The sequence below is a fragment of the Brucella pseudogrignonensis genome (assembly GCF_031454375.1).
GTDB lineage: Bacteria > Pseudomonadota > Alphaproteobacteria > Rhizobiales > Rhizobiaceae > Brucella > Brucella pseudogrignonensis_A.
In genome coordinates this window covers 53,640-65,976 of record NZ_JAVDQT010000003.1, presented here as the reverse complement: position 1 = coordinate 65,976, position 12,337 = coordinate 53,640, and the positions used below count along the sequence as shown (strand labels likewise).

Sequence of the window (12,337 nt, the reverse complement as noted above, 5' to 3'; positions counted from 1 at the left end):
AATGACGGAATTTTTGGACGAGCAGAAACGCGAATTTGTTGTCGGTGGTATCGCCCAGCGTGCGCGCCCGATTGAACCCGCGCTCTATATCGTCTCGACCCCTATCGGCAATCTTGGCGACATGACGCTGCGCGGGCTGGAAGTGCTGGCAAGTGCTGACATTGTTGCCTGTGAAGATACCCGTGTAACCCGCGTGTTGCTTGATCGTTACGGCATTGCACGCCGCCCGATCAGCTATCATGAGCATAATGCTACCGAGGCAGGCGCAAAGCTGATTGCAGCTTTGCAAGCTGGAAAGAGTGTAGCACTGGTTTCCGATGCTGGCACGCCGCTTGTGTCCGATCCGGGTTTCCGGTTGGTTGGTGAAGCGCGTGAGGCAGGTATTCGCGTGGTGCCGGTCCCGGGTGCTTCCGCACTTCTTGCAGCGCTCGCAGCGTCCGGCCTTCCAACCGATGCTTTTATGTTCTGCGGCTTTCTGCCGGTTAAACACGGCCAGAAGACCTCGAAGCTCGAAAGCCTCAAGAATATCGATGCAACGCTGGTGTTCTATGAATCACCCAATCGAGCAGCCGCGACGCTTGCCGATATGGCGGACGTGTTTGGCGACGCGCGTGATGCAGCACTCTGCCGCGAGCTGACCAAAGCCTATGAGACCATTGTCACCGCAACTCTGGGGGAGTTGAAACAGCAATTTGATGGCGAAGATCGTATTCGCGGTGAGGTTGTGCTGCTCGTTGGTCCGCCAACAGGTGAGGCGGGACCGCAAAGCGAAGAAGACATCGACAAACTGCTGCTGTCACTATCGCAGGAATTGTCTCCGTCCAAGGCGGCAGGCGAGGCGGCGAAGATGACCGGCGGGCAAAAGTCAGTGCTTTATCAGCGTCTGATGCAGTTGAAGGCGCAAAGCTAATGAGTGATTTCCGCGAGAAAAAGCGAGTTGCTTTCTTTCGCGGACACAGCGCCGAGCGTCTTGCGGCTTTCGCGCTGATGCTCAAAGGTTATCGTATCGTCGCACGCCGTTATCGCACACGGCTAGGCGAAATTGATCTCATTGCCCGACGCGGCAATCTCATTCTCATTGTTGAAGTGAAAGCGCGGACCAGCGTGGAAGCGGCACATCTGGCCGTTACCCCACATGCCATGCGGCGGATCGAGGCGGCGGCGGATATGTGGCTGCAACGGCAAACGGATTACGCTCAATTATCGCTGCGCTTTGATCTCGTGGCTGTCTTGCCACGACGCTGGCCAAAGCATGTTCCAGCATTTTTTACGTCGGGCAATTACCTTTAACCTAATGTAAATCCTACAAAAATTATGGGATATAATTTGAGACAAACAGGAATTAAAATCCTCAAAATACCTTTTTAGAGGAAAAGTGATGCTCCGCGCGATTTGCGCGCGCAAGCCCGTTTCTTATAAAATTTCGCCAGTCCGGGAATAATAACAGCAGTCTAAAAAAGGATACTGCTGTGGCTCTCGCGTCCCAACGACTTCTTGCTGATTTTCCTGCCTTCTTCCGTGTTTCGGGAGAGGTGGTGGTTATTGTTGGCGGCGGCGAAGAAGCGCTTAACAAAGCGCGCCTTGTGGCACAGACGTCGGCTCGTTTGCGCATCGTTGCAGAAGAGTATGAGCCAGCCTTGGCGAGCTTCATCGAAAGTCATGGTGCAGAGCAGATCCAGCAAGCCTTTGAACTAAAGCATCTTGAAGGTGCAAAGCTGGCTTTTGTCGCGACCGGCGATGAACAGACCGATCGCGCAATTGCAGCGATTGCCAAAGCGCATAAAATTCCAGTCAATGTTGTTGACCGTCCTGCACTTTGCGATTTCCTGACGCCGGCTATCGTTAACCGCGCACCGATTGCAATTGCCATTGGCACAGAAGGTTCGGCCCCCGTGCTGGCACAGATGGTGCGTGCGCGTATTGATGCAGCCTTCTCGCCACGCCTTGGCGAACTGGCGCATTATGCCGAAAGCTGGCGTCCGCTGGTTGAAAAGCTGCTGCCAAAAGGCCTGACGCGCCGCAGTTTCTGGCGCGGCTTCTTTTCAGGTTCTGTTGCCCGTGCCGTTGAAAACGATGACCGCGAGGAAGCGTATAGAGCAGCAAACGAATTGATCGCAGAGCCGCAAAATGCTGCCGGTTATGTCTGGCTGGTTGGTGCCGGTCCGGGTGCCGAAGACTTGCTGACCCTGCGTGCGCATCGTGTTCTGATGGAAGCTGACGTGATTGTGCATGACGCACTGGTGCCAGAAGGCGTTATCGCCATGGGGCGTCGTGATGCGGAGCGTCTTTCGGTCGGCAAGCGCAAGGGTTGCCATTCCAAGAGCCAAAACGAGATTAACGATCTGCTCGTCAGCCTTGGCCGTCAGGGCAAGCGCGTGGTGCGTCTGAAAGCGGGCGACCCGCTAGTCTTTGGTCGTGCGGGCGAAGAAATGGCCGCATTGCGGTCAGCCGGTATCGGCTTTGAAATCGTACCGGGCATCACGTCTGCATTCGCAGCCGCTGCCGATATGGAACTGCCACTGACCTTGCGTGGCGTGGCATCCTCGCTGGTTTTCACAACAGGTCACGATATGGCAGGCGATGTGCTGCCGGGCTGGGCCAAACTTGCAGTCTCGGGTGCAACAATCGCCGTCTATATGGGTTCAAGCGTTGCGGCCTCCGTTGCAAGCCGTCTGATCTCTGCCGGTCTGCATGAAGATACGGCTGTCGCGGTTGTTGAAAATGCCAGCCGCAAGGATAAGCGGCTGTTTCATGGAACATTGAAAGATTTGCCATCGCTGGAACAGCGCAAAGAGCTTGCTGGTCCGGTTATGGTCATCATCGGCGATGCTGTTGCAGGTGCCGCTATCGACAAGGCGCAAGCGCTGGCGGTTAGACCCGTTGCAGTCACTGCTTAAATCAGGAGTCGGAAAAATGGTTGTAAAAGTTCTCACCGCAAACCGGCTCATTGATGGTCAGGCCGTGTGGCTTGGCGCGGACGGTTCATGGCAGGAAACGATTGATGGCGCGCTGGTCGCCCGTCATGCGGAAGCCGTTGCAGCACTCGAAGATGCTGGCAAAGTTGCTGCCAAAGCCAATCTGGTGGTCGATGTGAATGTGATTGATGTCGAAGAGCGTGACGAAGGGCTCTATCCCATTCGCCTGCGCGAGCGCATCCGGCTCTCCGGCCCCACCATTATTACGCTTGGTCAACCGGCCCTGAAAAAAGCCTCCTGATCTGAATATCGGAAATTACCATGTATCGTTACGATGAATTTGACCGCGACTTTGTTGCGGCCCGCGTTGCACAGTTCAAGGATCAGGTTGAGCGCCGTCTTTCAGGTGAAATGACGGAAGACCAGTTCAAGCCGCTGCGCTTGATGAACGGCCTTTATCTGCAACTGCATGCCTATATGCTGCGTGTTGCGATCCCTTATGGCACTTTGTCGAGCCGCCAGTTGCGCAGGCTTGGCTCTATTGCGCGCGATTATGATCGTGGCTTTGCACACTTCACGACGCGTCAGAATGTTCAGTATAACTGGCCAGCACTAAAAGATGTGCCTCGCATTCTTGAAGAACTTGCGGAAGTCGAAATGCATGCCATCCAGACCTCGGGCAACTGCATCCGCAATGTGACGGCTGATCATTTTGCAGGTGCCGCCGCTGACGAAGTGGCCGATCCGCGCCCGCTGGCAGAAATTCTGCGTCAGTGGTCGTCGCTGCATCCTGAGTTTTCCTATCTGCCGCGCAAATTCAAGATTGCGATTGTCGGCTCCGAGCATGATCGTGCGGCCATTCAGGTGCACGACATTGGCTTGCAGCTTAAAAAGAGCGAAGCAGGTGAGCTGGGCCTTGCTGTCTATATCGGCGGCGGGCAGGGGCGCACGCCGATGGTTGCGAAGAAAATCCGCGATTTTCTGCCGCTTGAGGACATGCTGACCTATGTGACAGCGATTGTCCGCGTTTATAATCTCCATGGACGCCGCGATAATAAGTACAAGGCGCGCATCAAAATCCTCGTGCATGAAACTGGCATTGAGCCGCTGGTGGAAGAGATTGACGCTGAATGGGAACAAATCCGTTACAGCGATCTGCAACTGCCGCAGCGCGATATTGATGCGATTGAAAGCTATTTCCGCATGCCGGATTTGCCACAGCGTCCGGAAGGCTGGGAAATTCTGGCCGTCACGCAGAAGGCCGATAGCGATTTTGCGGCATGGACCCAGCGCAATGTGACGTCACACAAGAACCCGGATTATGCGGTTGTCACGATCTCGCTCAAACCAATTGGCGGTATTCCGGGTGATGCGAGTGCAGAGCAGATGGAATTGGTGGCGGATATTGCGCAGACTTATTCCTCTGATGAAATCCGCGTCAGCCATGAGCAGAATCTGGTTCTGCCGCATGTGGCGAAGGCCGATCTTCCGGCGGTCTATGATCTGCTGCAATCGGACGGGCTCGTGACGGCCAATGCCGGTCTGATCACCGATATTATCGCATGCCCTGGCCTTGATTATTGCGCGCTTGCCAATGCACGTTCGATCCCAGTGGCGCAGCGTATTTCCGAACGCTTTGGCGATCAGCAGCGCCAGCTCGAAATTGGCGATCTCAAGATCAAGATTTCCGGCTGCATCAATGCTTGCGGCCATCACCATGTCGGCCACATTGGCATTCTCGGTGTCGAGAAAAAGGGCGAGGAACTCTATCAGATCACGCTTGGCGGTTCGGCGGACGAATATACCTCCATCGGTGACATTACAGGACGCGGCTTTTCATCCGAAGAAGTGGTCGATGCCATTGAAACGGTGGTCGATACCTATCTCGGCTTGCGTGAGCATGCGGATGAAAGTTTTATCGTTGCCTATCGTCGGGTGGGTATGGAGCCTTTCAAGCGGGCACTTTATGGAGAAGTGAGCCGTGCTGCCTGACGCCGATCTCAATTCAGATCAAAGAGCAGAAGCGCAGGCTCGTTTGCTGGAAGGAAGCCATGGCGCTTCTTCTCCGCAAGAGGTGATTGCGCTCAGCACGCGTGAACTCTTTGATGGGCGCATTGCAGTCGTTTCATCCTTTGGTGCTGAATCGGCTGTGCTGCTGCACATGATCTCTCGGATCGATCCAGCGACGCCGGTTCTGTTTCTCGATACGGGCAAGCATTTCCGTGCAACGCTCGATTACCGGCATGATCTTGTGGACCGGTTGGGGCTTCTTGATGTGCAGGATATTCTGCCGCTTGAGGACAGCGTGAAAGCTGATGATCCGTTTGGTGCTCTATCCATGACCGACAAGGACCGCTGCTGCTTTATCCGCAAGGTCGAGCCAATGGCGCGTGCAGTCTCGCCTTACACCGCATGGATGACCGGGCGGAAGCAGTTTCAAGCCTCAACCCGCAATGCATTGCCGGTTTTTGAATCGGTCGGCCCGCGTATTCGTATCAATCCGCTGGCACGTATAGGCGCGGATGATTTGCGAAACTATGCGCAAAAATATGACCTGCCTGTCCATCCGCTGACAGAACAAGGCTACCGCTCGATCGGCTGTATGCCCTGCACGCGGCCAGTGAGCGAGGGTGAAGATCAGCGCGCCGGACGCTGGTCGGGATCGGAAAAGACCGAATGCGGCATCCATCTGACCGGACTTGCCGATAGCCTAAAAAATCATGGAGCTTTGGACCAGAAATGAGTGAAACAAAACTTTGGTCCGAGCAGGGCTTTCGCGAAGATGACTATATCTTTGCGGATGATCTCGAAACCGCTGGTGATGCACCGGCGATCATTATTCCGCTGGCTGTCTGGCTGGGACTTGACGAGGAATTGCGTCGCGCCTCCAATCGCCGCATTGGTGTGTCGGTGGCGCCGGGGGAGAAAATCGAACCCTTGTTCGATCATCTGGAAAGTCTGCCATTGATTGCTTTGGAGTTTCCGGCCTTCAATGATGGCCGCTCCTATTCCAAGGCCGAGGTTCTGCGTCGTGCGGGTTTTGCGGGCGAGCTGCGGGCGACGGGTGATGTGCTGATTGATCAGGCCGCACTAATGCTGCGCACAGGTTTTGATAGCCTGCAAGTGACCAACAAGGTCGCGCAATCACGCCTTGGCGAGCAGCGTCTGGTCGATACGCCCGGCTATTATCAGCCTGGTCGCGGCTCGGTTCAACAGGAAGGTGGCTTTGCCTGGCGGCGTATTAAAGCCAGTTAAATCGTAGCGATCACCTTTTTGTGGTTTTGCTTGTCTGCTTGATGGGGTAGATACCCTCATAAAAGCATTTCCAGCAAAAGTGCGAAGCGGTTTTGCGTAGGATAATGCGTCAAAACAAAAAGATAGAGCGGTCCGCATGGGTTCATTTAGAACCGGGCCGCTCTGGATTTGGAGACGAGACGTGATCCGCCACATTGTTTTCTTCAGCGTCAAGCCTGATCAGGACATCGATGTTGTCCGCAAGGGTTTGGAGCAGTTGGGTACTATTCCTTATTCCGACGTGTTTGAAGTTCTGCCGAATTCCAAAGTGGATCCGATGGGCAACGCGATTGATCTCGTTGTTTATGCCGAATTTAAGGATGAAGAAGCGCTTTTCGCGTATAAAAACCATCCGACATACGATGCGTCGACGCAATATGTACGCCCGATGCGTGAGCTACGTTTTTCTGCCGATGTCGTAACCGACAAGGGCTGATTATTCAGCCTCTAGTCGTGCTTGCAATGGCAGGCCGCCGAATAAGTCAGGCTCGGTCGATGTTCTGGCACGCTCGATATTCAGTAGGCGCAGCTTGGTCGCCGTGCCACCCGCAGCCGAAAAACCGCCAACCTTGCCATTGGAGCCCAAAACCCGATGGCAGGGCACAATGATCGGAAATGGATTTTTGCCAAGCGCATAGCCCACTGCCTGCGAAAGACTGACGTCACCCAGCCTTCGTGCGATTGCGCCATAGGTGATGGTCTCGCCGGCTTTTAATTCCAGAAGGATTTCGTAGACTTTTCGATTGAGGTCCGGCACCTGATCAAGCGCCAGCGGTGTCTGTGAAAAATCAGGATCACCGCCATCAAGCAGCAATTGAACTTTGTTGATGGCTTCGCTGACGTAGTCAGGTGCAGATGATGGTTCCGCATTGGCAAAGCGTGACTGAAGCCGGTAGCGCGTTTCGCTTTCATCGGCGTCACCAATTTCCACGCCGATGATTTTACCGGCGTCCCATGCAATCCCGCAAGGGCCGATAGGGGTGTCGAATATGTTGATGCCGGTCGAATCCATGTGCATTGATATAGCATAATTCGCAACAATTGCTGCGGATGGCTAAGCGAAATGGTTGAAGAATACAGCAAATAGTGATTGTGTGGGGACAACCGCCATAGGAATGACCATGAGTCATGACTTTTTATGGCCAAATGACAGAGCGATACCTTCCGGTGCATGTTGAATGTGATCGGAACGAGGAAGTTTAAATGGACGATTACGAACGCTATGCCACAGGGCTGATGATCGTTTTTGGTGCGCTGATCGTTGGCGCGCTGATGGCGGCCAATCTTTATCATGGCGATAAGCCCGGTTTTCTTTTCGCGCTTGGTGCGGCGGTTGTGGGCTGGTTCTCTGCTTTTGCGGTGCTTTTCGACAAGCCGCGCGTTTATGGCGTGATGATCGCCGTAGCTATCGGACTGGTCGCAGCGTCCATCGGTGCTTTCGTCACCTGATCTCTGAATTAAATAGTCTTATGAAAAAGCCCCGGTTTGCCCGGGGCTTTTCTGTTTAAATATAAGGCGAGTAGCACTGGCGGCGTGGGCCATAATTGGGCTGGAATGTATTGTCGTAAGCCCGGTATGACCGATAGCGGTTGTAACACCAGCGCACATGCGCATTGCCACCGCCACGATAGATTGGTGCAGGGCGATAGCGCGGTGGGTGATGACGATAACGTGGTGGCGGACCCCAATCGCGATAATGCGGCCGATAGTGGGGTCTGTAATGAGGGCGGTGATGCCTGTAACCATCACGCCAATGACGCCGATCTCCGCGACGTTCGTAATATTGAATGGTTTCAACCGGAGCCTGTGCGCCATGCGAGACAGCGGGTGCAATAAGCGATGTTGGCTGTGCCGCATTTGCGCTTGTTGTAATTGCAGGCACACCGATGCCAAGTGACAGACACGCTGCGAAGAAGGATGATGCAAGTCTCTTCATCGTTATCTCCTCAAAATGATACGAGCTTTATCTTCAACGTCCCTGACGCGATTTTGCTCCCGCAATGTGGCGGGTAGGTGGCTGGGAAAACTCACTTTTTCTTTGCTGTAGCAACAGATTGGTGAAGGCGCGCGCGGCCGCTTAGAATGCCGCTTCTGAATTGACATAAAGATATGTTTATGTCATTAAGCAAGCCACTGTGATTTTGCGTATTAGAATACAGGCGGTAATCCCCTATGACGTCTTCCCTCGATAATCTTTTTGGTTCAACGGCAGCTAAGCCGGACGGCTCGGAAGTGCTTGCAGCGCTGACCAAAGCCGCACAGGAACGCATTTTGATTCTCGACGGCGCCATGGGTACGCAGATTCAGGGCCTGGGCTTTCACGAAGAGCATTTTCGCGGCGAGCGTTTTGGCTCCTGCGATTGCCAGCTTCAAGGCAACAACGATCTTCTGACGCTCACCCAGCCAAAGGCGATTGAAGAAATTCATTATGCCTATGCTATGGCCGGTGCCGACATTCTCGAAACCAACACGTTCTCGTCGACCACCATCGCGCAGGCCGATTACGGCATGGAAGATGCCGTTTATGAGCTGAACCGTGATGGCGCGCGCCTCGCACGTCGCGCTGCCATCCGTGCGCAGCAGAAGGATGGTCGCCGCCGCTTTGTTGCAGGGGCACTTGGACCGACAAACCGCACCGCTTCGCTGTCACCGGATGTCAACAATCCGGGCTATCGTGCCGTCACTTTTGACGATCTGCGTATTGCCTATGCCGATCAGATCCGCGGGCTGATCGATGGTGGCTCCGACATTATTCTCATTGAGACGATCTTCGATACGCTGAACGCCAAGGCAGCTGTCTTTGCGGCTGAAGAAGTGTTCATTGAGAAGGGCGTGCATCTGCCGGTGATGATTTCCGGCACTATCACCGATCTTTCAGGCCGCACGCTTTCCGGCCAGACTCCAACGGCGTTTTGGTATTCGTTGCGCCATGCGAAGCCGTTCACTATCGGGCTCAATTGCGCACTCGGTGCCAATGCAATGCGCGAACATCTCGCCGAAATCGCAGGCATTGCCGATACATTTGTCTGCGCTTATCCGAATGCTGGCCTGCCAAACGAGTTCGGCCAGTATGACGAAAGCCCGGAAGCCATGGCAGCCCAAATCGAGGACTTTGCACGCGAAGGCCTCGTCAATGTGGTGGGTGGTTGCTGCGGTTCGACGCCGGAACATATCCGTGCAATAGCGGCTGCTGTCGCTAAGCATCCGCCGCGCAAGCCTGTTAAGGTGCCACCGCTGATGCGTCTGTCGGGCCTTGAGCCTTTCACGCTGACCAAGGATATTCCTTTCGTCAATGTCGGCGAACGCACCAATGTTACCGGCTCGGCCCGTTTCCGTAAGCTGATTAAGGCTGGCGATTATTCGACAGCGCTTGATGTGGCGCGTGATCAGGTGGAAAACGGCGCACAGATCATCGACATCAACATGGATGAAGGTCTCATCGACAGCCAGAAGATCATGGTTGAATATCTCAACCTGATCGCGGCAGAGCCGGATATCGCACGCGTTCCGGTCATGATCGACAGCTCCAAGTGGGAGGTGATCGAAGCTGGCCTGAAATGCGTTCAGGGTAAGCCGATCGTCAACTCGATCTCGCTTAAAGAAGGCGAAGAAGCCTTCCTGCATCATGCGCGTCTGGTGCGTGCTTATGGTGCGGCGGTTGTCGTCATGGCCTTTGATGAAACCGGGCAGGCGGACACAGAAGAGCGAAAGGTCGAAATCTGTACCCGCGCTTATAAGATTCTGACCGAACAGGTCGGCTTCCCGCCGGAAGACATCATCTTCGATCCGAACGTTTTTGCCGTCGCAACCGGCATTGATGAGCACAATAATTACGGCGTCGATTTCATCGAAGCCACGCGCAAAATTACTGAAACTCTGCCGCATGCCCATATTTCGGGTGGCGTTTCAAATCTGTCCTTCTCGTTCCGTGGCAATGAGCCGGTGCGTGAAGCGATGCATGCTGTCTTCCTTTACCACGCCATTCAGGTTGGCATGGATATGGGTATCGTCAATGCCGGTCAGTTGGCCGTCTATGACACGATTGACGCAGAACTGCGCGAAGCCTGTGAAGATGTGGTGCTGAATCGTCGCGATGATGCGACAGAGCGACTGTTGGAGATTGCCGAGCGTTTCCGCGATAGCGGCACGCGCGAAGCCAAGGCGCAGGATTTGAGCTGGCGTGAATGGCCGGTCGAGCAGCGCCTTTCCCATGCGCTGGTCAATGGTATTACTGAATATATCGAAGCCGATACCGAAGAAGCGCGTCTTGCTGCGGCACGTCCACTCCATGTTATCGAAGGTCCGTTGATGGCGGGAATGAATGTCGTCGGTGATCTGTTTGGCTCAGGCAAAATGTTCCTGCCGCAGGTTGTTAAGTCCGCCCGCGTGATGAAGCAGGCCGTCGCGGTGCTCCTGCCCTACATGGAAGAAGAAAAGCGCCTGAATGGCGGCGAAGGTCGTCAGAGCGCCGGTAAAGTGTTGATGGCAACCGTAAAAGGCGATGTGCACGACATCGGCAAGAACATTGTCGGTGTGGTTCTCGCCTGCAACAATTACGAGATCATCGATCTTGGCGTGATGGTGCCGACACAGAAAATTCTCGATACGGCGCGCGCTGAAAATGTTGATGTTATCGGCCTCTCCGGCCTCATAACCCCATCGCTTGACGAGATGGTGCATGTGGCGGCTGAAATGGAACGCGAAGGCTTCAATGTGCCGCTGCTAATTGGTGGTGCGACGACCAGCCGTGTGCATACGGCCGTTAAAATCCATCCGCGTTATGAGCAGGGACAGGCGGTCTATGTGATTGATGCCAGCCGTGCGGTGGGTGTTGTTTCCAATCTGTTGTCGCCTGAAAACAAGGGCGCTTATGTCGAAGGCATTCGCGCTGAATATGCCAAAGTTGCAGCGGCGCATGCGCGCAGCGAGGCGGAAAAGAAGCGTCTGCCATTGGCCCGTGCACGTGAAAACGCGCATAAGCTAGATTGGGATGCCTATAACCCACCAAAGCCAACTTTCCTTGGCACCAAAACATTCGAGAATTACGATCTCGCAGAGATTGCGCGCTATATTGACTGGACGCCTTTCTTCCAGACATGGGAGTTGAAGGGTCGCTATCCGGCTATTCTTGAAGATGAAAAGCAGGGTGAAGCAGCGCGTCAGCTCTGGAAAGATGCGCAGGCCATGCTTGCGAAGATCATCGAAGAAAAGTGGTTTGCACCTCGTGCAGTCATAGGCTTCTGGCCTGCCAATACGGTTGGTGACGATATTCGTCTGTTTACCGATGAAAGCCGGAAAGAGGAGCTTGCAACCTTCTTCACGCTGCGTCAGCAACTCTCAAAACGCGATGGTCGTCCGAATGTCGCCATGTCTGACTTTGTGGCTCCGAACGAGAGCGGCAAGCAGGATTATGTCGGTGGATTTGTCGTGACTGCGGGTATCGAGGAAGTGGCAATTGCCGAACGCTTCGAGCGGGCCAATGACGATTACTCGTCCATTCTCGTGAAGGCACTGGCTGACCGCTTTGCAGAAGCCTTTGCCGAACTGATGCATCAGCGTGTCCGCAACGAGTTCTGGGGCTATGCACCGGGCGAAGAATTGTCCAACGATGATCTGATCCATGAGCGTTATGCGGGTATCCGTCCGGCACCGGGCTATCCGGCGCAGCCGGATCACACGGAAAAGAAGACGCTGTTTGAGTTGCTTGATGCGACCACGCAAACCGGGGTCGAGCTGACGGAAAGCTATTCCATGTGGCCGGGTTCGTCCGTGTCGGGCCTCTATATCGGCCACCCGGAAAGCTATTACTTTGGCGTTGCGAAGGTCGAGCGGGATCAGGTCGAAGATTATGCCACCCGCAAGGGCATGAGCGTTGAGGAAGTAGAGCGCTGGCTTGGCCCAGTTCTCAATTATATTCCCGGCCAGACACCGGAGCCGGTTGAAGCTGCAGCATAACCGTAGCGCATCTGAAAATCATAAGCCCCGCATTGCGGGGCTTATTTATTTAATTTTACTTAAGTTTTATGCAGTTAAAATAAGTACTGTTTTTTGAAAATTATAACAATATTCAAATCAATATAGGTGGATGACCTGTAAATCATATGGTATGTAATACAGGTGGCTCACGG

General features: G+C 54.2%; 12 protein-coding genes. 10 read left to right on the top strand and 2 right to left on the bottom strand.

What is annotated here, in order from left to right; all coding sequences use genetic code 11:
• Window position 1: 1 nt before the first annotated feature.
• The 8 genes from rsmI to J2782_RS11135 all read left to right on the top strand — a co-directional run bounded on the left by rsmI (window position 2) and on the right by J2782_RS11135 (window position 6,645).
• Window positions 2–910: a 16S rRNA (cytidine(1402)-2'-O)-methyltransferase gene (rsmI, locus tag J2782_RS11170; protein ID WP_310012449.1), complete on the top strand. Its 909-nt coding sequence runs from the start codon at window positions 2–4 to the stop codon at window positions 908–910.
• Window positions 910–1,290, top strand: a complete 381-nt coding sequence (locus J2782_RS11165; RefSeq protein WP_310012447.1) for a YraN family protein — start codon at window positions 910–912, stop codon at window positions 1,288–1,290. Before rsmI ends, J2782_RS11165 begins: the two co-directional genes overlap by 1 nt.
• A 179-nt stretch (window positions 1,291–1,469) precedes the next feature.
• Window positions 1,470–2,897, top strand: coding sequence for a siroheme synthase CysG (gene cysG, locus J2782_RS11160; RefSeq protein WP_310012445.1), 1,428 nt, complete (start codon window positions 1,470–1,472; stop codon window positions 2,895–2,897).
• Between the two features lie 16 nt (window positions 2,898–2,913).
• Entirely contained in the window at window positions 2,914–3,216 is a 303-nt protein-coding gene (locus J2782_RS11155; RefSeq protein ID WP_310012444.1) for a DUF2849 domain-containing protein, read from the top strand.
• Between the two features lie 20 nt (window positions 3,217–3,236).
• The gene (locus J2782_RS11150; protein WP_310012441.1) at window positions 3,237–4,907 is read left to right on the top strand and encodes a nitrite/sulfite reductase; all 1,671 of its coding nucleotides are present in this window, start codon (window positions 3,237–3,239) and stop codon (window positions 4,905–4,907) included.
• A complete protein-coding gene (locus tag J2782_RS11145) occupies window positions 4,897–5,658 on the top strand; it encodes a phosphoadenylyl-sulfate reductase (RefSeq protein ID WP_310012438.1) in 762 nt (253 codons plus the stop codon). Before J2782_RS11150 ends, J2782_RS11145 begins: the two co-directional genes overlap by 11 nt.
• Window positions 5,655–6,170 (top strand): DUF934 domain-containing protein, encoded by a 516-nt coding sequence (locus tag J2782_RS11140; RefSeq protein ID WP_310012436.1) that lies wholly within the window; start codon window positions 5,655–5,657, stop codon window positions 6,168–6,170. The genes J2782_RS11145 and J2782_RS11140 overlap by 4 nt, the downstream gene beginning before the upstream one ends.
• Window positions 6,171–6,351: 181 nt before the next feature.
• Complete coding sequence (locus J2782_RS11135) at window positions 6,352–6,645, top strand: Dabb family protein (RefSeq protein ID WP_007873331.1); 294 nt, start codon at window positions 6,352–6,354, stop codon at window positions 6,643–6,645.
• Here the strand turns inward: J2782_RS11135 and J2782_RS11130 are convergent, their stop codons facing one another.
• A complete protein-coding gene (locus J2782_RS11130; protein ID WP_310013321.1) occupies window positions 6,646–7,221 on the bottom strand; it encodes a methylated-DNA--[protein]-cysteine S-methyltransferase in 576 nt (191 codons plus the stop codon).
• 191 nt (window positions 7,222–7,412) lie between these two features.
• On the opposite strand from J2782_RS11130, the gene J2782_RS11125 reads away from it, so the two are divergent.
• The gene (locus J2782_RS11125; RefSeq protein ID WP_007873334.1) at window positions 7,413–7,658 is read left to right on the top strand and encodes a hypothetical protein; all 246 of its coding nucleotides are present in this window, start codon (window positions 7,413–7,415) and stop codon (window positions 7,656–7,658) included.
• Window positions 7,659–7,713: 55 nt separating this feature from the next.
• Here J2782_RS11125 and J2782_RS11120 read toward each other — a convergent pair whose 3' ends face one another.
• The gene (locus J2782_RS11120; protein WP_250039089.1) at window positions 7,714–8,145 is read right to left on the bottom strand and encodes a BA14K family protein; all 432 of its coding nucleotides are present in this window, start codon (window positions 8,143–8,145) and stop codon (window positions 7,714–7,716) included.
• A gap of 236 nt (window positions 8,146–8,381) precedes the next feature.
• Between J2782_RS11120 and metH the strand changes: the two genes are divergently transcribed.
• Complete coding sequence (metH, locus tag J2782_RS11115; RefSeq protein ID WP_310012434.1) at window positions 8,382–12,164, top strand: methionine synthase; 3,783 nt, start codon at window positions 8,382–8,384, stop codon at window positions 12,162–12,164.
• The last annotated feature ends 173 nt before the right edge of the window (window positions 12,165–12,337 follow it).